The organism is Actinoplanes sp. NPDC051470 (genome assembly GCF_040682035.1).
Taxonomy (GTDB): Bacteria; Actinomycetota; Actinomycetes; order Mycobacteriales; family Micromonosporaceae; genus Actinoplanes.
This window is the reverse complement of record NZ_JBFBAA010000001.1, coordinates 786,798-806,011: the sequence shown is the minus strand read 5'-3', so window position 1 is coordinate 806,011 and position 19,214 is coordinate 786,798. Positions and strand designations below refer to the sequence as shown.

Below are 19,214 nucleotides of genomic sequence, written 5' to 3'. Positions count from 1 at the left end.
GCCAGGGCTACGGCTTGCCGGAGAGGCGCTTCAACGCGCCCATCGCAACCTCTTGGCGGGTCGTGTACCAGAACGGCGGCAGCGACCGGCGGAGGAAGGCGCCGTAGCCACGGGCGGTCTCGAGCCGGGAGTCGAGGACGGCGACCACGCCCTTGTCACCGGTCGAGCGGATCAGCCGGCCGACGCCCTGGGCCAGCCGGATCGCGGCGATCGGGACGCTCACCGCGGAGAAGCCGGAGCCACCCGTCGCGTCCACCGCCGCCGCCCGGGCCGCCGCCAGCGGCTCGTCGGGGCGGGGGAACGGCAGCCGGTCGATGACCACGAGCTGGCAGGACTCGCCGGGAACGTCCACGCCCTGCCAGAGCGACATCACGCCGAAGAGGCAGGTCGCCCGCTCCTCGCGGAACCGGCGGACCAGCAGCGGCAGCGCCTCTTCGCCCTGCAGCAGGACCGGCAGCGTGGTGCGGGAGCGGACCAGCTCGGCCGCCTGTGTCGCGGCCTTGCGGGACGAGAACAGGCCCAGCGTGGCGCCGCCCAGCGCCTGCACCAGCTCGAGCAGTTCCTCACCGGCCTGGTCGGGCAGCCCGGACGCGGCGGGCCGGGGCAGATGGGACGCGACGTAGAGGATGCCCTGTTTCGGGTAGTCGAACGGCGAGCCCACGTCGAGCGAGGTCCAGCCCTCGCCGGACGTCTCCTGCGGGGCCCGCGGCGCGGGCAGGCCGAGCGACCGGGCCACCGTGTCGAAGCGGCCGCCCAGCGTCAGCGTGGCCGAGGTGGCGACCACGGTGCGTTCCTCGTACAGCTTGCTGGCCAGCGTGCCGGCCACGGACAGCGGCGCCACCACGAGCGCTCGGCGGCCGCTTCCGAGGTCGGACTTCTCGACCCACGCCACGTCGAAGTCCGACTCCTCGAGCAGGCGCCGGGACGTCTCGGCGATCTCGTCCAGGGTCGCCTTCGCCTGCTGTTTGCGTACCGGATCGGGGTCGTCGTTCTTGACCTCACCGACCGCGGACAGGGCCTGACGGGTGGCCGAGTCGATCAGGATCACCGCCTCGGCGAGCAACGGCGGGAGGCCGGTGGTGATGCGACCGGCGGGTGCGTCGCCCAGGCCGACGGTGAGGGCGTCGGCGGCCTCGGCCAGCGCCTCGGCGGCGGCCGGTGGGAGCAGCGTGCGGGCGCGCTTGGCGGCCCGCTCGATGGCGTCGGGGGTCAGCTCGGCCTGCGACGCCGACGACACCCGGTCGGCCAGTTCGTGGGCCTCGTCGATGATCAGCAGCTTGTGTGGCGGCACGATGTTGCGCTCGGCCAGCATGTCGACCGCCAGCAGGCTGTGGTTGGTGACCACGATGTCCGCCTCGCGGGCCCGGGTGCGCGAGGCCTCGGCGAAGCATTCCTGACCGTACGGGCAGCGCGCCGCGCCCGGGCAGTCGCGCGCCGGCATCGACACCTGGCGCCAGGCCGTGTCGTCGACGCCCGGGTCGAGCTCGTCGCGGTCGCCGGTCTTCGTCTTCTCGGCCCAGGCCTGAAGCCGCTGGATCTGTTTGCCGAGCCGGCCCGCCTCGCCCAGCCACTGGGTGCCGGCGCGCTGGGCGGGCGCCGTGTCGAACAGCGTGTCGGTCGGCTCCTCCTCGTCGGCGTGTTCCATCTTCGCCACGCAGAGGTAGTGATGGCGGCCCTTGAGAACGGCGAACTTCGGGCGCCGCCGGAGCAGCGGCTCGACCGCGTCGGCCAGCCGGGGCAGGTCGTGCTCGACGAGCTGGTTCTGCAGAGCCAGCGTTGCTGTCGACACGACGACCGGGCCGTCCACTAGAAGCGAGGGCGTGAGGTAGGCCAGCGACTTGCCGGTGCCGGTGCCGGCTTGGACGAGCAGATGTTCCTTCTCTCGGACGGCGCGCTCGATGGCGTTGGCCATCTCTTGCTGGCCGGGCCGGGTGGCGCCACCGGGCACGGCGCCGACCGCCGCCCCGAGCAGATCGGCGGCCTTGGCCTTGCGTCCCTGGGCCTTGTCGCCCACCGCGGCCGTCACGACCGCCCGCCCCGGATGACAGCTGCCCGCACCCCACCGCGACGCCGCGGTTGAGGGCCGGGAGGACAGGAGTGAGATGGCTCGACCACGTCGGAGACCGTACCCGCAGCCACCGACAAAGTCCGCGCACCGTTAGGGTGCCTGTCATGCCGAGCGAGACGGTCCGGGTCGTCTATACGAAGTTTGACGGCTCGGCGCACCGCGACTATCCGGCCCGCAAGCTCAGTGAGGATGACCTGGGCATCTGGGTCGGTGTGCCGCGCGGAACGGCCTCCGTCTACCACGGACGGCCGTCGGTCGAGCAGATTCCGTTCGTGCTCCTGATTCCGCACGCGGCGTGGTGGACCGGCATGTTCAACCCTCCTCCTCGCACCAGCGAGGTTTATTGCGACATCACCACTCCCGCTCGGTGGGAGGGTGACACGGTTCACATCGTGGATCTCGACCTGGATGTGGTCCGCAGGCGCGAGACGCAGGCCGTCGAACTGCGAGACGAAGACGAGTTCGCCGACCACCGGGAGCGGTTCGGCTATCCCGATGAGGTGGTCACCGAGGCGTTCGCGGCGGCGAGCAAGCTGCTGGTCGCCCTGGGCGACGGCACCGAGCCGTTCGCCACGCAGTACCGCAAGTGGCTGTCAGACGTCGTCGACTAGCCCCAGCTTCTCGATGTCGCCCAGCTTCGCCGGGTTGAGCTGGTTGTAGACGGCGGTGATGCGGCCGTCCTCGACGGCGAGCGAGAGCACCGACCGGAACTCCCGGCCGTCCGGGTGCCAGCCGTGCGCGAAGAGGCCCAGATCGCCGTTGACGAGCACCGGGGTCATGGTCATGCCGGTCATCGCGCCCAGCCGGGTGCCGAGCAGGCCGATCCAGAAGCGGGCCACCTTGTCGGCGCCGACGATCGCCCGGGTGCCGGCGTTGACGACGCCGCCACCGTCGCCGATCGAGACCACGTCCGGCGCCAGCACGGCGGCGAGCGCCTGGGTGTCGCCGGAACTGGCCGCCGCCATGAAGGCCTCGAGCACCCGCCGCTGCTCCGGAAGGTCGGCGTTGTGCCGGGCGTGGTCCTCGGCCACCGCGCGGCGCCCGCGTGAGGCGTGCTGGCGGGCCGCGGTCACCGAGGTGTGCAGGACGTCGGCGATCTCCTCGTACGGCACCGCGAACGCGTCGTGCAGCACCAGCGAGACGCGTTGCTCCGGGGTGAGCTTCTCGAGGACGACGAGCAGCGCCAGGCCGACCTCGCTGCGCTGCGTGACGCGCTCGGCGGGGTCGTCCAGCCGGGTCACGACCGGCTCGGGGAGCCACTGCCCGGGGTACGCCTCACGACGCACCCGGGCCGACTTGAGCACATCCAGGCTCAGCCGCCCCACGACGGTCGTCAGCCACCCACGGAGATCGTTGATCGCACCGACCCGCCGTGCCTTGTCGAAACGGAGCCACGCCTCCTGCACCGCGTCTTCCGCCTCGGCCCGGCTGCCCAGCATCCGGTAGGCCACGGAGATGAGGTGCGGCCGCTCGCGCTCGAACTCCTCCTCGGGAGACATGGGGTAATTCTCTGCGACATTGCCCGCTCGCGGGAGCCTTGTGTGTCACAGTGGCAGCACCGAACGTACCATTTGTCCGATCTCGGAGAAAGCCGTGGCGAACGATGTGACCACCATGGTGGGCGGTGCTGTCGGCCTGGCCGGCGCCGCCGGCGCTCTGTCGGCCGGTGTTGCCGCCCTGCGCCGACCCGCGCGGTACCAGCCATCGGGCCATGCCCTGGTTGGCACCAACGACGTGGATCCGCTACCCGCCGTGCTCAGAAGCGGCCTTGCCGGACTGACCGTGCCGGTGCTGCCCGGCCCGCACGGTGAGCTGTTCATCGGCCCCGGCGTGCCGCAGCCGGGCCGAACTCTGCGCCGCCTGGTCCTCGGGCCCCTCCTGGCCCGGGCGAAGGCGCGTGGTGGCCGGTTGTGCCCCGACCAGACGGTGCCGTTCCGGCTGGTCGTCGAGTTCATCGGGCCCAGCCGGGACGCGAAGACGCTGCTTCGCGCCTACCGGATGCTCGACCAGCAGCTTCGCGACCACGCCTCGCTGCTGAGCCGATGTGTGGACGGCCGGCTCGAGCCGGGCGCGGTGACCGTGGCCGTGGCCGGCATCGTGGACGTCCGCGAGCTCCTCATCGCGGAACGTCAGCGCTACGCCTTCGCCGACGGCACCTTCGACGACATCGGCTCGCGTTCCGCACCGCCCTCGCTGGTGCCGATGATCAGCGAACCGTGGTCGCGGCGGTTCGGCTGGGACGGCCGTGAACCGATCTCGGCCGAGGAGAGGCACTTGCTGCACGCCATGGTGCGCGCGGCGCACGAGGACGGCCGCACCGTCCGCATCTCGGGTCTGAGCGTGGGCGCCCGCAACGCGCGCCGCGCCGTCTGGCGTGAACTCGGTCTTGCCGGCGTGGACGTGCTCGCCGACACCGATCACGTCGGGCTGGTCCGCCACCTGCGGCGGCACCCGGTACGCCCGCAGGAGGCCGTGCGGACCTTCGTCGCCAAGCCGGCCCGGAAATCGGCGCCGGCCCCGCGCGCGGTGGTCTCGGACGACGCGACGGCGTTGCGTAAGGTGAACGAAGCCTGACCTGCGGGTGATCGGGAAATGAGCCGGGGTGGGCCGGGTCAAGGCGCCACTCGGGCGTTACCTATTGTTCCCGAAGAATCTCCACTCCCGTCGATCGAGGTCCGCGCCGTGAAGTTCTCCTTCCGCCCCACTGAGGGCGCGTTCTACGAGCTGTTCACCCGTGCTGCCCAGAACCTCGTCCGCGGCACCGAGCTGCTCAACGAACTTGCTCTGCCTGGGGTGGACGTGCAGTCGGTCAGCGACCGGATCACCGACGTGGAGCACGACAGCGACCAGATCACCCACGACCTCTACAAGAAGATCAACTCCACCTTCATCACCCCGTTCGACCGCGAGGACATCTATTCGCTGGGCTCTCAGCTCGACGACGTGATGGACCACCTGGAGGCGGTCGGCAACCTGCTCTATCTCTACGGCCTGACCGAGTTGCCGTCGCTGCCGCGGGAGATGCACGAGATGGTCAACGTGCTCGATCAGCAGGCGAAGATCACCGCGGACGCGATGCCGCGGCTGCGCGCGATGAAGGGCCTCGACGAGTACTGGATCGAGATCAACCGCCTCGAGAACGAAGGCGACCGCACCTATCGGATGCTGCTGGTCCGGCTCTTCAGCGGTGAGTACGACGCTCTGACCGTGCTCAAGATGAAGGAGGTCGCCGACGAACTGGAGGCGGCCTGCGACGCGTTCGAGCACGTGGCCAACACCATCGAGACCATCTCGGTCAAGGAGTCGTAGTTGTCCGCGGAACTCATCGCCGTCATCGCGGTGATCGTCGTCGCGCTCGCCTTCGACTACACGAACGGTTTCCACGACGCCGCCAACGCGATCGCGACGAGCGTCAGCACGCGAGCCCTGACCCCGCGCGTCGCACTGGCCATGGCGGCGGTGGGTAACTTCATCGGCGCGCACATCGGAACCAAGGTCGCCGCGACCGTCGGCAGCGGCCTCGTCGATCTGCCCACGGGCGTGCCCAGCCTGGGTGTGGTCTTCGCGGGCGTTCTCGGCGCCATTTGCTGGAATCTGGTCACCTGGTATTTCGGCCTGCCCAGCAGTTCGTCGCACGCCCTTTTCGGTGGGCTGGTCGGCGCCACCATCTTCGCCGCCGGCGGCGAAGTGCAATGGTCGAACATCACCGAGAAGATCTTGCTACCCATGGTGTTGTCGCCGATTGTGGGATTCGTCCTCGGATTCGCCGCGATGATCGCCGTGCTGTGGATTTTCCGGGGCGGCCACCCGGCTCGTCTCAATCGTGGTTTCAGGCACGCGCAGACCATCAGCGCGGCCGCCATGTCCATCGGGCATGGCATGCAGGACGCTGCCAAGACGATCGGTGTGGTGGTGTTGGCCCTGCACGTGGGTGGGTGGCAGTCGGACGCCCGGACCATTCCGGAATGGTCGATCTGGGCCTCGGCCGCCGTCCTGGCGGCGGGCACCTATTCGGGCGGGTGGCGGATCATCCGCACGCTGGGCCGCAAGATCATCGACCTGCGGCCGCCGGAGGGATTCGCGGCGGAGACGGTCGCCAGCGGCGTGCTCTACTTCAACGCCCTGGTGCTGGGCGCGCCGATCTCGACGACCCACACCATCACCTCGGCCATCATGGGTGTGGGAGCCACCAAGCGTCTCTCCGCGGTGCGCTGGAACGTCGCCGGCAACATCGTGCTCGGCTGGGTCATCACCTTTCCCGCCGCGGCGACCATTGCCTGCCTGCTCTATTTAGTTGTCAAGCCACTGTTCGCCTAGGCGCTTTCGCCTGCGAGGCCACAATCGTCGCAGGGCGGCAGCCGGCGGCGGTAGTGACAAAGTGTCATGGGATTTCGATGACATTTGTCAGTTGCCGTCGGCAGCTGGTGCGGGTCTATGGTCGAACGGCATCGAAGCTTTCAAGGAGGCGGGCTTATGACGTTGCGGCAGAGAGTCGCGAGATGATCACCTGCGTTGTCGACTACGTGATCGACCCGGCCAAGGTCGCCGACTTCGAGGAGTTCGGGCGGCGCTGGATGCGGCTGGTGGATGAGCATGGCGGAACCCACCACGGCTACTTCCTGCCGTCCGAGGGCGCGAGTGACCGGGCGCTGGCGCTGTTCAGCTTCCCGAGCCTGGCGGCCTACGAGAACTACCGGGCGCTGTTCGGCCACGATCCCGAGTTCGTCGAGGCCGACCGGATCCGGGATGAGAGCGGGTGCGTGTTGCGCTACGACCGTACGTTCATGCGCCCTCTGCTACCGGGAGGCGATCAGTAGGAGACACCGATCTGTTCGCGGACCATGTCCAGCAGGGTCATGACCTCGAGCGTCGTGGCGATGGGGACGAGCGGGCTCTCCCTGAGACCGGCGTCCAGGCAGCGCTGCACCTCGGCCGCCTCGAAGCGGTAGCCGAGGCCGTCGTAGTCACGCTGCCGGTGCTCGACCTCGGTGCCACGGGTCACGGTGAAGCCGCGCGGGGCCCAGAAGCCGTCCGGGATGTCGATGCGGCCGGTTTCGCCGGTGATCGACGCGCCGTTGGCCGAGGCGCCGTTGATGCTGCAGGTCAAGGCCGCTACGGCACCGCTGTCATAGCCGAAGAGGAGGCCGGTGGTCTCGTCCACGCCTTCGGGGGTGAGCCGGGCCCAGGACTGGACCGAGGCGGGAGCGCCGAGGAAGAGGTGGGCGAAGTGGATGGGGTAGACACCCAGGTCGAGCAGGGCGCCGCCGCCGAGCGACGGGGCGCGCAGGCGGTGCGTGGGCTCGAACGGGCCTTGCAGGCCGAAGTCGGCGTGGATGGCGGTGACCGGGCCGATGTGGCCCTGTTCGATCAGTTCGGCGATCTCGCGGATGACCGGGTTGCAGCGCATCCACATGGCCTCCATGAGGAAGGCGTTGTGGCCGCGGGCCTCCTGGACCAGCAGGGCGGACGAGGCCAGGTCGAGGGTCATCGGCTTCTCGCAGAGGACCGCCTTGCCGGCGCGCAGGCACTCCAGCGCGGCGGCCTCGTGCTGTGCGTGCGGGGTGGCCACGTAGACCACGTCAACGTCGGGGTCGGCGGCCAGGTCGGCCCACGAGCCGTGCGCGCGGGCGAAGCCGTGGCGCTCGGCGAACGCCGTCGCCGTCTCGAGGGAGCGGGAGCCGACGGCGGCCAGTTCGGCGCCGTCGACCAGTTTGAGGTCCGAGGCGAACGACTCGGCGATGCCACCGGTGCTCAAGACTCCCCAACGCGTCGTCATGATCGCCACCGTATCGTCCGGCGTCGGCCCGGTGGGAGGATCCTCCCGTGACAGAACCTCGTGATGGGTATCCGCTGCCGCCCGCGATGGTGAAGCGGGCGAACGAGTTCACCGGGCCGCCGGCGCCGACCCGCCCGGCCGCCACCGTGGTTCTGCTGCGCCCGGGCGGTGTCGGGCTCGAGGCCTATGTGCTGCGACGGGCGAGGGGGATGGCGTTCGGTGGGGTGTATGCGTTCCCGGGCGGGGGCGTGGACCCGGACGATCAGCCCGCGACGGTGCGCCAGGACTGGGCGGACCTGCTCGGGGTGAGCGACGCCGAGGCCCGGGCCGTGGTGGGCGCGGCCGTGCGGGAGCTGTTCGAGGAGGCCGGCGTGCTGCTGGCCGGAAAGCACGAGGCGGGAAGCGGCGCGGCGGCGAGCGGCGGGGAGATCGTGGGAGATGTCGCGGGGGAGGAGTGGGACGCGGAGAGGGTGGCGGTCTTGCGGCGGGAGTTGCGGATGGCCGACCTGCTCGCGAGGCGGGGGCTGAGGATGCGTGACGATCTTTTGCATCCCTGGGGCCGGTGGGTCACGCCCGAGTTCGAGCCGCGGCGGTTCGACACGTGGTTCTTCGTGGCGGCGCTTCCGGCCGGTCAGGAGGCTCGGGACGTGTCCGGGGAGAGCGACGGCACCGCCTGGATCGATCCGGCGGACACCGGCGGCCTGGCCATGTTGCCGCCTACGCGGGTGACGCTGGCCTCGCTCAGCGGGTTCGGCAGCGTGGACGAGGTCTTCGCCACCAAGCGGAACGCCGCCGTGCCGGTGCAGCCCCGGGTGGAGCTGACCGACGACGGCGGCGCGGTGTTGCGGGTCGATCCCTGAGAAGAGGCCGACCCTAGGAAGAGGCCGACCCTAGGAAGAGGCCGACCCCTGAGAAGGGTCGATGCCCAGGAAGACAGCTCAGCCGAAGCGGCCGGTGATGTAGTCCTCGGTCTTCTTCTCCGTCGGGTTGGAGAAGATCTTCTGGGTGTCGTCGTACTCGATCAGGCGGCCGGGGTCGCCCGTCTTGTCGATCGAGAAGAAGCCGGTCTTGTCGCTGACCCGGGCGGCCTGCTGCATGTTGTGCGTCACGATGATGATCGTGAAGCGGTCCTTGAGCTTGAACATCAGGTCCTCGATCGCCAGCGTGGAGATCGGGTCGAGCGCCGAGCAGGGCTCGTCCATGAGGACGACCTGCGGCTCGACGGCGATCGTGCGGGCGATGCAGAGACGCTGCTGCTGACCACCCGAGAGCCCGGCGCCGGGCCGGCTGAGGCGGTCCTTGACCTCGTCCCAGAGGTTCGCCGAGCGGAGCGAGTTCTCCACCGCGTCGTCGAGCACCGACTTCTTCTTGACGCCGTTCAGCTTGAGGCCGGCCACGACGTTCTCGTAGATCGACATCGTCGGGAACGGGTTCGGGCGCTGGAACACCATGCCGATCATGCGACGGACCGCGGTCACGTCGACGTCGGGGTCGTAGATGTTCTGGTCGTCGATGGTGAGCCGGCCCTCGATGCGGGCGTTCGGCAGCACCTCGTGCATGCGGTTGATCGACCGCAGGAACGTGGACTTGCCGCAGCCCGACGGACCGATCAGGGCGGTGATCGTCTTCGGCTCGACCGTCATCGAGATGCCGTCGATCGCCTTGAAACTTCCGTAGAAGGACGTCACGCCGGACGCCTCGATACGCTTGGCCATGGGGTTACCTCTTGTCAGGAAAGCCGGTTGCGGCGGGCGAGCAGCTTGGCGGCGATCGTCAGGATCAGCACGATGGCGACCAGCGTCAGTGCGGCCGTCCAGGCGCGGTCGGGCGCGAAGCGGGACGCGTCACCGGCCTGCGAGTACGTGTACAACGCGAGCGACGACTGGTTGCCGTTGAACGGGTCGAAGTTGATCGCCGCGGCGCCACCGGCGACGAGCAGCACCGGCGCGGTCTCGCCGGCCGCGCGGGCCACCGACAGCATGACACCGGTCACGATGCCGGGGAGAGCGGTCGGAAGGACGATCTTCATGATCGTCTTCCACTGGGGTACGCCCAGCGCGTACGACCCTTCGCGCAGCGGCCCGGGCACGAGCCGCAGCATCTCCTCCGTGGACCGCACGATCGTCGGCAGCATCAGCACGGTCAGGGCCAGCGATGCCGCGAATCCGGAGAACCGCGGCTGCCCGTCGTTGAACCAGGGGCTGACGATCAGCACCCAGAACGCCAGCACGAACAGGCCGGCGACGATCGACGGGATGCCGGTCATGACGTCCACGAAGAAGCGGACGGTCAGGGCGAACCGGCCCCGGCCGTACTCGACCAGGTAGATCGCGCCGAGCACACCCAGCGGCACCGCGATGAGCGTGGCCAGCCCGACCTGCTCCAGCGTGCCGATGATGGCGTGGTAGGCGCCACCGTTCGGGTCGCGCGCGCCGATGTTGTTCATCGACGACCCGAAGAAGTCGCCGTCGAGCCGGTTGACGCCCTTCGAGACGAGCGTCCAGACCACCGAGGCGAGCGGCAGCACGGCCAGCACACAGGTGGTGTAGATGAGCGTCTGCCAGACCCGGTTGGTGGCCGACCGGCGGCCCTCGACCCGGGTGGCGGCGACGGACAGCCCGATCAGGTAGAGGATGGCGCCCACGACCACGACGAGCACCCAGCCGCCGAAGCCGGTGCCGAGGACGACGGCCGCGGAAACGGCCAGGGCCGCCACGGCGATGAGCAGGTTGACCACCACCGGCAACTGCTTGGTGCGCAGGCCGGACGGTGTCATGGCGTAGTTCGCGTTGCTCATGCGGCACTGTCCCGGAACTCGCGACGGCGATAGATGATCGCCCGCGCCGCCATGTTGACCACCAGGGTGATCGCGAACAGGACCAGACCGGAGGCGATCAGCGCGCCGCGGCCGGTGGCGTTCGCCTCACCGAAGGTGTTGGCGATGTTGGCGGCGATCGAGTTCCCGCCGTTCTCGATGATGTTGTAGGAGATGTTGAAGACGATGCCGAGGGTCAGCGCCAAGGCGATCGTCTCGCCGAGGGCCCGGCCCAGGCCGAGCATGATCGCGGCGATGATGCCGGGCTTTCCGTACGGCATCACCGCGGTGCGGACCATCTCCCACTTGGTCGCGCCCAGGGCGAGCGCGGCCTCCTCGTTCATGGCCGGGGTCTGCATGAAGACCTCGCGGGAGAGCGAGGTGACGATCGGCAGCACCATGATCGCCAGCACCAGGCTGCCGAGCATGATCGAGCGGCCGAACGGCCCGTCCCCACCGAAGATCGGGATCCAGCCGAAGTATTCGTTGAGCCACACCGAGAAGTCGCGCACCGGGTTCAGGAACACGTCCCGGCCCCAGAGTCCGAAGACCACGCTGGGCACGGCGGCGAGCAGGTCGATGATGAAGCCGAGCGGCGTGGCCAGCCGCTTCGGCGCGTAGTGCGACAGGAACAGGGCGATGCCCAGCGCGATCGGCACCGCGACGATGAGCGCGATGACCGAGGACAGGACGGTGCCGAACGCCAGCGCGGCGATGCCGAACTTCGGTTCTGCATCGTTCGGGAACCACGCCTTGTAGGTCAGGAAGCTCTCGGTGTTGGCCGACAGGGCCGGCACCGCCTTGGAGATCAGGAAGATCGCGATGGCCACGATGATGACCAGCACCATCGCGCCGGCCGCGGTGCTCAGCCCTCGGAAGCCGGCTTCCACACCGAAGCGCTTCTTCGGGGGCAGGGCGCCGCCGCCACCAAGGGACGGTCCAGCGGGGGCGTTCGGCGATACGCCGGTGCCGGCGGACCGGGTGTGACGTCCTGTCACACCTGGTTCGCCGGCCGGTGTTGTCGCCGAGCGGGAGGGGATGTCACCCATTCGCTCGCTCGCTTATTTGTGAGAAGGGGCTGTTCGAACGGGGTCAGGCGATCGCGGCGACGGCGGTCTCGACCTTGGCGCGGACGGTCTCCGGCAGCGGCGCGTAGCCCAGCTCGGCGAGGGCCTGCTGGCCACCGGTGCTGGCGGTGTAGCTCAGGAAGCCCTTGATGGCGGCGGCCTTGGCGCTGCCCTTGCTGCAGGCGATCTCGTAGGTGACCAGGACGATCGGGTAGGCCCCGGCCTCCTTGGTCGCGTAGTCGATGGACAGCTTGAGGTCGTTGCCGGTGCCCGCGATCTTGGCGCCCGCGATGGTCTTGCCGGCGCTCTCGCCGGTGAGCTCGGCGTACTCGCCGGCGCCGTTCTTGATCTTGGCCATCTTCAGGTCGCTGTTCTCGGCGAACGAGAGCTCGACGTAGGAGATGGTGCCCGCGGTGCCCTTCACCTGGGTGGCCACGCCGTCCGACTTGGCCGCGCCGGTGCCGCCCGGAGCCTTCCACGCCTTGGCGTTGCCGAAGGTCCACACGGACTCGGCGGTCTTGCTCAGGTACTTGGTGAAGTTGTCGGTCGTGCCCGACTCGTCCGAGCGGTGGACCGACTGGATCGCGGTCGACGGCAGCTTCGCCGACGGGTTGTCCGCCTTGATCTTGGCGTCGTCCCACTTGGTGACCTTGCCGGCGAAGATGCCGGCCAGGGTCTCCGGCGAGAACTGGAGGCCGTCGACGCCGTCCAGGTTGTAGACGACGGCGATCGGGCCGATCACCATCGGGAGGTTGAGGGCCTGGCCACCGGCGCACTTGGCGTCGGCCTGCGGCTGCTCCTCCTCCTTCAGGGCGGAGTCGGAGCCGGCGAAGTCGGCGGTGCCGGCGATGAACGCCTGGATGCCCGCGCCGGAGCCGGTGCCCTCGTAGCCGATCTTGGCGTCGGCACACTGGCCCTGATAGGCCTTGATCCACTCGTCCATCGCGTTCTTCTGAGCGCTGGAACCCTGAGCGGTGATCTGGCCGGCCACGCAGTTGGCGTTGGCCGCGGAGGCGCCGCCGGCGGACGGCGTGGCCTCGTTGTCCGAACCGCACGCGGTGAGCGCGAGGGTCGCAGTCAAAGCAATGCCGGCCACGTAGCCGACCCGCTGGAGCTTCACGGTTGTCCCTTCGAATGGATTGCACGGCCGGTATCTCACCGGTCCACCCGAAAGCTAAAAGGAGCAAGTGACTGGGCCCCGGGCCCGAAATGAACGAGACGTGAACAGGTCTGCGCCTAAGGGTGCACGACGACTGAGGATGTGTTGTCCGTTACGTGAACCAGCGCACGGCGTGCCTGGTCGTCAGGCTTGCCGGTGGTACATCACGTCGGCGGCGTGGACACCGAATTCCAGGCTCTGGTAGAGCCGGACGGCCGCCTCGTTGGACTCGTCGACGTACAGCATCGCAGTGCTCAGACCCTGGGCTTCGAGGTGGGTCAGGCCGGCCACGCTCAAGGCCCGGCCCAGCCCCCGGCGGTGGCCGCCCGGGTCGACGCCGAGCACGTAGATCTCGCCCAGCGCGGGGTCGGCGCCGGTCGCGGGATGCACCTTCGTCCAGTGGAAGCCGAGCAGCGTGTCGGCGATGTCGACGGCGAGCAGGAAGCCGGCCGGATCGAACCACGGCTCTTGCTCGCGGAGCGCGAGGTCGCGCTCGGTCCAGCGGCCCTGCTCGGGGTGGTGCGAGAAGGCGCGGGCGTTGACCGCCAGCCAGGCCGCCTCGTCCTGGCCGGGGCGGAACTCGCGCACGGTGACGCCGTCGGGCAGCCGGTTCGGCGGCAGCGGCGGCGAGCCCAGCGACCGGCGCATCTGCCACAGCACCCGGGCGCGGGTGAAACCCAGCCCCTCGGCGAAGAGGCGGGCGCCCGCGTCGTCGCCGTGGGCCCAGAAGCTCAGAGACCCGGAACCGGCAGCGCGAAGAAGGGCCGTTCCATGGCCGCGACGCCGGAACGAGGGATGAACCACGAGCTCGCCCGAGTCATCCGCGACGTTGGCGAAGCCCACGACGGCACCCTCGGAGTGGGCGAGAAGGGAAGCCCCGCCGCCGCTGCGGACGCGCAGCACCACATCTTCGGACAGCGGGTAGACGCCGTCAGCGGAGGAAGCGGCGTCGGCCAGCGCGAGGACGGCCGACACCTCGGAAGGGGTAAGCCGGTCCGTGCGCCGGACCGGCTCCACCGAAGTCATGCGGAAAGACTAGACCGGCAGCGGGACCGGCTCGTTGTCGGGCAGTTGCCGGCCGCTCGGCGGGGTGACGAACTTGTAACCCACCTGGCGGACGGTTCCGATCATCGACTCGTACTCAGAGCCGAGCTTGGCGCGCAGCCGCCGCACGTGCACGTCGACCGTGCGGGTGCCGCCGAAGTAGTCGTAGCCCCAGACCTCACGCAGCAACTGGTCGCGGGTGAACACCCGGCCCGGGTGCTGCGCCAGGAACTTGAGCAGCTCGAACTCCTTGTAGGTGAGGTCGAGTGGGCGGCCCTTGAGCTTCGCGGCGTAGGTGTCGGGGTCGATGTTGAGCTCGCCGGCCCGGATCGAGCCGCCGGCCCCGGCGGTCGCGTTCGACAGCCGGCCCACGCCCAGCCGCAGCCGGGCCTCGACCTCGGCCGGTCCGGCGCTGGCCAGGATCACGTCGTCGACGCCCCAGTCGGCGTTCAGCGCGATCAGGCCGGCCTCGGTCACCACGGCGACCAGCGGGACGCCGAGCCCGGTCGCGTGCAGCATGCGGCAGGTCGCCCGGGCCTCGGAGAGCTCGGAGCGGGCGTCGACCATGACGGCGTCCGGGCTGGGCCCGGAAACCAGGGTGCGCACGTCGCGGGGCGCCGTGCGCACGGAGTGGGGCAGCAGGTCCAGGGCGGGCAGCACGGCGGAAGGTTCGCCGGCACGCGCCGTCACCAACAGGAGGATTTCCACACTCACCTCGTTCCTCGCGGGCCTGGGGAGGCCGCTCGGGTGACCCGGCTCAACTAGCACGAGCCGGAGGAACTGTCCCGGCGTCACCGACGGGTGGGCTGGGCTTACCTTAACCGACGCATGGCTTTGTTCACCCCGGTCGCACCCGCCTGTGATATTGCGTACGCCCAACAGGCAGCCGAAAGGCTGAGTGGTAACCAACCGTTCATATGACTGCCGCGCCGGACCGCACCGGATCCGGAGTCTGGCACGATCGCAGTCGTGTTCCCCTCGATGCCGACTGACGGCGACCGCGACAACTGGGATGAGGACGTCTCCCGGGAGATCGCGCGCTCTTCGCCGCGTGCGGCGTCCGGTGTCTACGGAGCGGTGCCCGACGACCCCGGGCCGGTCGCCGAACCCGACGACGGTGACGAGGAGGAGCACGAGTCCGAAGTCCTGCTCGTGCCGGTCCGCCGCTCGCTGTCGGTTGCCATCGCCGGCTTCGCCGGGCTGCTCGGCCTCGCGCTGATCCTGGGCGCGCAGACCGCCGGGCCGGATTCCCGCTGGCCGTACGCGATGGTCCTGTTCGGTGTGCAGCTGCTCTTCGTGCTGGCCTGGACGATGGCCATGCGCCCGCCGGTGCCGCTGCTCGTCGCCGGGGCCGCGGTGGTGGCCGGCGCCGTCTCCGACTACCTCTCGGTGACCGCTGACCAGCCCCGGCTGCTGCCGCTGGTGCTGATCGCGCTGCTCGGCGTCGTGGTGATCGTCGGCGGGCAGTTCGCGTTCCAGGTCGACCGGCTGGGCGTCCGGGACGCGCTGGCCTCGACCGTGCTGATCATCGGCGGCGTGGTGACCCCGGCCGCCTACGTGGTGCTGACCCGCGAGCCGGTCGGCACCCAGGCGCAGATGGTCTGCCTGGCCGCGGCCGCCCTGGGCCTGATGGTGGCCCGGCTGGTCGACGCGGTCTTCCCGAAGCCGCGGATCGCCCCGCAGGTGCCGCGGGGCGCGACCGGCATCATCCTCGGCGCGATGGTCGGCACGCTCGGCGCGGCTCAGCTGGGCAGCATCATGGTGCTGCCGTTCACGCCGGCCCGGGGCGCGGTGCTCGGGCTGGTCGCGGCCGGGGCGGCGGTGCTGGTCGACCTGGCCATCAACTTCACCGAGGCGGGTCGCGACCGGCCGGACGAGGCGCCGACGTTCTGGCTGGCCCGGCACATGCAGGGCCCGCTCGGCGCGTTCACCGCGGTCGCCGTGGTGGCGTACGCGCTGAACGCGTTCTTCCTGACCTGAGCGGTCGTGATCTGAGCCTGCTTGAGAAGTGATGGACGGGGGCATATACGGTCGCCGACATCACAGGGCGACGACAGGAGAGACCGGTGGCCGAGGTGTACGGGCAATCGAAGCCCCGCAGGCGGTGGGGACGGCGGCTGCTGGTCACCTTGATCGTGCTGCTGATCATCCTGGGGCTGATCGCGGTGGTGGCCGACCGGCTCGGCGCCTCGTACGCCGAGCGGATGATCGGTGACCGCGTCGCCCAGCAGGTCGCCGACCAGAAGGCGACCTCGGCCGAGCCGCAGGTGACGATCAAGGGCGTGCCCTTCCTCACCCAGGTTCTGCGGGGCGAGTACCAGGAGATCCAGATCCAGCTGGCCGATTTCGCCGGCCCCGCGGGCAACGGCAAGACGATCAAGATGCCGGTGCTCGACGTCCGGGCCCGTGACGTCCGCGCGCCCCTGGACACCGTGCGGTCGGGACAGGGCGACATCGTGGCCGGCACGATCACCGGCACCGGCACCGTCGACTACGTCACCCTGGCCGAGCTGAGCGACCAGCAGGGCATCAAGCTGGCCGAGCAGGGCGGCAAGCTCGCCGTCACCGCGCCGGTGAAGATCCTGAACCAGACCGTCACCGTGAACGGCACGGCCAACCTCGAGGTGGCCAAGGACAACGTGGTCCGGGTGCGTTTCGAGCAGGTCACCGCCGAGGGTCTGCCCGATGTCCCGCTGGTGCGGGGCGCGCTCAACAACTACGCCCGGCAGCTGTCCATCGACGTGCCGGTGCCCGCCCTGCCGCTGCAGCTGAAGGTCGAGAAGGTGCAGCCCACGCCGAACGGGCTGGCGGTCACGGCCAGCGCGAAGGAAGTTCCGCTGAACGGGGCGAGCTGACACTGTGACCGCCGTCCCGGATGATGGTTCGTAGTGTTCCGGTAACTGGAACCGCTGGTAGGGTCGGCCGCATGAGCCTGTTGCTCACCAAACGGCGCGCGGTCGACCTGTGCCGCGTGGCCGCCTGCCTGTGTCGCCCTGTCATCTGACGGGGTCATTCCGGCTGCTCTCTTTTCGCCCGGCAGTGGCGCCGTTCGCATTTCACGCATGAATCCCCCTCGGGGGTCCGCGCGTGTGCGGACCTCCCTCTGAACCGATTCCGAACAGGGAGAAGACAATGAGCCGCGACTCTGCGCTCGTATCTGCCGACTGGGCCGAGAAGAACCTGGACACTCCGGGTGTCGTCTTCGTCGAGGTCGACGAGGACACCACCGCCTACGACGGCGGGCACATCCCGGGCGCGATCAAGCTCGACTGGAAGAAGGACCTGCAGGACCCGGTCCGGCGCGACTTCGTCAACCAGGAGCAGTTCTCGGCGCTGCTGTCCGAGCGGGGCATCGCCAACGACGACAAGGTCGTCCTCTACGGCGGCAACAACAACTGGTTCGCCGCGTACGCCTACTGGTACTTCAAGCTCTACGGTCACGGCGACGTGGTGCTGCTCGACGGTGGCCGCAAGAAGTGGGAGCTGGACGCCCGCACGTACACCACCGACCTGCCGCAGCGCGAGAAGACCTCGTACACGGCGTCGACGCCGGACCGGTCGATCCGCGCGTTCCGCGACGAGGTCGTCGAGGCGATCGGGGCGCAGAACCTGGTCGACGTGCGCAGCCCCGACGAGTTCGCCGGCCGGCTGCTCGCCCCGGCGCACCTGCCGCAGGAGCAGGCGCAGCGGGCCGGGCACATCCCGACCGCGATCAACGTGCCGTGGAGCAAGTCGGCCAACGAGGACGGCACGTTCAAGTCCGACGACGAGCTCGCCAAGATCTACGGCGAGGCCGGGCTGGACGAGAGCAAGGACACCATCGCCTACTGCCGCATCGGCGAGCGGTCGAGCCACACCTGGTTCGTGCTCAAGGAGCTGCTGGGCAAGGAGAACGTGAAGAACTACGACGGCTCCTGGACCGAGTACGGCTCGCTGATCGGCGTGCCCGTGGTGCTCGGCGACGAGCCCGGGAAGGCCTGACCGATGACCGCATCCGATATTTCCGGCTGCGCCGCACCGGATCAGTCGGCGCCGATTCCGGCGAGCGTCGACCTGGAGAAGGAAACTGTGATCACCGGGGTGGTGAACAACGCCGAGGGTGACGCGGTGGGTGGCGCGTACGTCCGCCTGCTCGACTCGACCGGCGAGTTCACGGCCGAGGTGGTCACGTCGCCGCAGGGGGTGTTCCGCTTCTTCGCGGCGCCCGGGTCCTGGACGCTGCGGGCGCTCTCCCGCCACGGCAATGGAGACCTGGTCGTCGACGCCACCCGCGGCGTGAACGAGGTTGGGCTCAGCGTCGCCGCCTGACGCTCGGTCGGTGAAGGCCCGCCCCGGGCAGGGGCGGGCCTTTCGCGCTGACGAGGGCGTGTCACCATGACTGCCGTGACCACGCCGACGACCGAGCGACCGCGCGTGCGCCGTCCCCGGCTGGTCGCCCTCGTGGTGGTGTGGATCCTGATCGTGACCGGGCTCTCGGTGTGGTCGGTGCGGCACGATCCGCCGACCGTGCCCGAGCAGCGCGACATCGCCGAGGCGGTGCCGGTGCTCCAGGCGGCGACCGGCGCGGTCTTCGCGGCCGCGACCGCCGGGCGCGACCGCGCGGTCGAGATCGAAGATGTGCGGGTACGCCGGGGATGCCGCGTGACCCCGGTCCGGTCCGGCGTCGAGGCGACCCGGCTGGTGACCGTGTACGTCCGCGGCGACGGCGCGCTGCCGGTGCTCAAGGCGATCGCCGCCGGGCTGCCGGCCGGCTACCACGCGCGGGCCGACGCGAGCAGCAGCGGCAAGCGGGTGGGCCTGGAGGCGGACGCCGGCGGCTACGTGGCGATCGACGTGCGCGCCGACGCCGCCAGTCAGGTGCTGCCGATCGAGATCTCCACCGGCTGCCGCCCGGACGGCGACCTGAAGCTGGGTTCGCCCGGCCTGGCCGCGCCGCCGCCCCCGCTGACCTCGGCGCTGCAGGCGTTCGGCCAGGAGCAGGCGGGTGCGGCCGGGGTGACCACCGTGACGTGTCCGGGCGGGAGCGAAGGCCGTACGTACACGGTGGACGGTGTGCCGCCGCCCCGTGATCTGGGCAAGGCGTTGCAGCCGCTGACCGACGGCGCGACGGTGGTGCGCGCCGAGCCCTCCGGGTGGGCCTACCTCACCGGCGACGGATCGGTGGCCGTGGTCAAGCAGGGGTCGACGCTGCGCCTGAGCCTGACCCAGCCCTGTCACTGATAGACAAGCTTCGATCTGCTGCGTTACGCTCCGGTTACGCGCCTGATCGAACATTTTCTATCAAA

21 protein-coding genes are annotated in these 19,214 nt (G+C 69.8%); 12 read left to right on the top strand and 9 right to left on the bottom strand.

Going from position 1 to position 19,214, the window contains the following annotated elements; genetic code table 11:
• Positions 1-7: 7 nt before the first annotated feature.
• Positions 8-2,026, bottom strand: a complete 2,019-nt coding sequence (locus AB0M54_RS03975) for an ATP-dependent DNA helicase (protein WP_364313384.1) — start codon at positions 2,024-2,026, stop codon at positions 8-10.
• A gap of 146 nt (positions 2,027-2,172) precedes the next feature.
• Here AB0M54_RS03975 and AB0M54_RS03970 point away from each other — a divergent pair, with 146 nt between their 5' ends.
• On the top strand, positions 2,173-2,679 hold the full coding sequence (locus AB0M54_RS03970; protein WP_364313386.1) for a DUF402 domain-containing protein: 507 nt from the start codon (positions 2,173-2,175) through the stop codon (positions 2,677-2,679).
• Here the strand turns inward: AB0M54_RS03970 and sigJ are convergent.
• Positions 2,662-3,567, bottom strand: a complete 906-nt coding sequence (gene sigJ / locus AB0M54_RS03965; RefSeq protein WP_364313388.1) for an RNA polymerase sigma factor SigJ — start codon at positions 3,565-3,567, stop codon at positions 2,662-2,664. The two genes, AB0M54_RS03970 and sigJ, sit on opposite strands and share 18 nt — an antisense overlap.
• A gap of 94 nt (positions 3,568-3,661) precedes the next feature.
• Between sigJ and AB0M54_RS03960 the strand changes: the two genes are divergently transcribed.
• The 4 genes from AB0M54_RS03960 to AB0M54_RS03945 all read left to right on the top strand — a co-directional run bounded on the left by AB0M54_RS03960 (position 3,662) and on the right by AB0M54_RS03945 (position 6,885).
• A complete protein-coding gene (locus AB0M54_RS03960; RefSeq protein ID WP_364313391.1) occupies positions 3,662-4,642 on the top strand; it encodes a hypothetical protein in 981 nt (326 codons plus the stop codon).
• A 108-nt stretch (positions 4,643-4,750) separates the two neighbouring features.
• Positions 4,751-5,377 (top strand): DUF47 family protein, encoded by a 627-nt coding sequence (locus AB0M54_RS03955; RefSeq protein WP_364313393.1) that lies wholly within the window; start codon positions 4,751-4,753, stop codon positions 5,375-5,377.
• The gene (locus tag AB0M54_RS03950) at positions 5,378-6,385 is read left to right on the top strand and encodes an inorganic phosphate transporter (protein ID WP_364313396.1); all 1,008 of its coding nucleotides are present in this window, start codon (positions 5,378-5,380) and stop codon (positions 6,383-6,385) included.
• 182 nt (positions 6,386-6,567) lie between these two features.
• Complete coding sequence (locus AB0M54_RS03945) at positions 6,568-6,885, top strand: NIPSNAP family protein (protein ID WP_364313398.1); 318 nt, start codon at positions 6,568-6,570, stop codon at positions 6,883-6,885.
• On the opposite strand, the gene AB0M54_RS03940 is transcribed toward AB0M54_RS03945, so the two are convergent.
• On the bottom strand, positions 6,879-7,844 hold the full coding sequence (locus AB0M54_RS03940; protein ID WP_364313401.1) for a Gfo/Idh/MocA family oxidoreductase: 966 nt from the start codon (positions 7,842-7,844) through the stop codon (positions 6,879-6,881). The two genes, AB0M54_RS03945 and AB0M54_RS03940, sit on opposite strands and share 7 nt — an antisense overlap.
• A gap of 47 nt (positions 7,845-7,891) precedes the next feature.
• Between AB0M54_RS03940 and AB0M54_RS03935 the strand changes: the two genes are divergently transcribed.
• Positions 7,892-8,704, top strand: coding sequence for an NUDIX hydrolase (locus tag AB0M54_RS03935; protein ID WP_364313403.1), 813 nt, complete (start codon positions 7,892-7,894; stop codon positions 8,702-8,704).
• 78 nt (positions 8,705-8,782) lie between these two features.
• On the opposite strand, the gene pstB is transcribed toward AB0M54_RS03935, so the two are convergent.
• The 6 genes from pstB to AB0M54_RS03905 all read right to left on the bottom strand — a co-directional run bounded on the left by pstB (position 8,783) and on the right by AB0M54_RS03905 (position 14,643).
• Positions 8,783-9,559: a phosphate ABC transporter ATP-binding protein PstB gene (gene pstB, locus AB0M54_RS03930; protein ID WP_364313405.1), complete on the bottom strand. Its 777-nt coding sequence runs from the start codon at positions 9,557-9,559 to the stop codon at positions 8,783-8,785.
• 14 nt (positions 9,560-9,573) lie between these two features.
• Entirely contained in the window at positions 9,574-10,641 is a 1,068-nt protein-coding gene (pstA, locus tag AB0M54_RS03925; protein ID WP_364313408.1) for a phosphate ABC transporter permease PstA, read from the bottom strand.
• Positions 10,638-11,708, bottom strand: coding sequence for a phosphate ABC transporter permease subunit PstC (pstC, locus tag AB0M54_RS03920; protein ID WP_364468948.1), 1,071 nt, complete (start codon positions 11,706-11,708; stop codon positions 10,638-10,640). Before pstC ends, pstA begins: the two co-directional genes overlap by 4 nt.
• Before the next feature lie 43 nt (positions 11,709-11,751).
• Positions 11,752-12,846 (bottom strand): phosphate ABC transporter substrate-binding protein PstS, encoded by a 1,095-nt coding sequence (pstS, locus tag AB0M54_RS03915; RefSeq protein ID WP_364468946.1) that lies wholly within the window; start codon positions 12,844-12,846, stop codon positions 11,752-11,754.
• Between the two features lie 183 nt (positions 12,847-13,029).
• Positions 13,030-13,911: a mycothiol synthase gene (gene mshD / locus AB0M54_RS03910; protein ID WP_364468944.1), complete on the bottom strand. Its 882-nt coding sequence runs from the start codon at positions 13,909-13,911 to the stop codon at positions 13,030-13,032.
• Between the two features lie 9 nt (positions 13,912-13,920).
• Positions 13,921-14,643 carry a response regulator transcription factor gene (locus AB0M54_RS03905; RefSeq protein WP_364313419.1) on the bottom strand — a complete coding sequence of 241 codons (723 nt, stop codon included), beginning with the start codon at positions 14,641-14,643 and terminating at the stop codon, positions 13,921-13,923.
• 267 nt (positions 14,644-14,910) lie between these two features.
• Between AB0M54_RS03905 and AB0M54_RS03900 the strand changes: the two genes are divergently transcribed.
• From AB0M54_RS03900 to AB0M54_RS03875, 6 genes are all read left to right on the top strand, one after another.
• Complete coding sequence (locus AB0M54_RS03900) at positions 14,911-15,909, top strand: hypothetical protein (RefSeq protein WP_364313422.1); 999 nt, start codon at positions 14,911-14,913, stop codon at positions 15,907-15,909.
• Positions 15,910-15,995: 86 nt separating this feature from the next.
• A complete protein-coding gene (locus AB0M54_RS03895; protein ID WP_364313425.1) occupies positions 15,996-16,784 on the top strand; it encodes a DUF2993 domain-containing protein in 789 nt (262 codons plus the stop codon).
• Positions 16,785-16,804: 20 nt separating this feature from the next.
• Positions 16,805-16,933: an Ms5788A family Cys-rich leader peptide gene (locus AB0M54_RS03890; protein WP_364468942.1), complete on the top strand. Its 129-nt coding sequence runs from the start codon at positions 16,805-16,807 to the stop codon at positions 16,931-16,933.
• A gap of 128 nt (positions 16,934-17,061) precedes the next feature.
• Positions 17,062-17,910, top strand: a complete 849-nt coding sequence (locus AB0M54_RS03885; RefSeq protein WP_364313428.1) for a sulfurtransferase — start codon at positions 17,062-17,064, stop codon at positions 17,908-17,910.
• A gap of 3 nt (positions 17,911-17,913) precedes the next feature.
• On the top strand, positions 17,914-18,237 hold the full coding sequence (locus AB0M54_RS03880) for a DUF1416 domain-containing protein (RefSeq protein ID WP_364313434.1): 324 nt from the start codon (positions 17,914-17,916) through the stop codon (positions 18,235-18,237).
• A gap of 75 nt (positions 18,238-18,312) precedes the next feature.
• Positions 18,313-19,149, top strand: a complete 837-nt coding sequence (locus AB0M54_RS03875) for a hypothetical protein (protein WP_364468940.1) — start codon at positions 18,313-18,315, stop codon at positions 19,147-19,149.
• Positions 19,150-19,214: the final 65 nt, after the last annotated feature.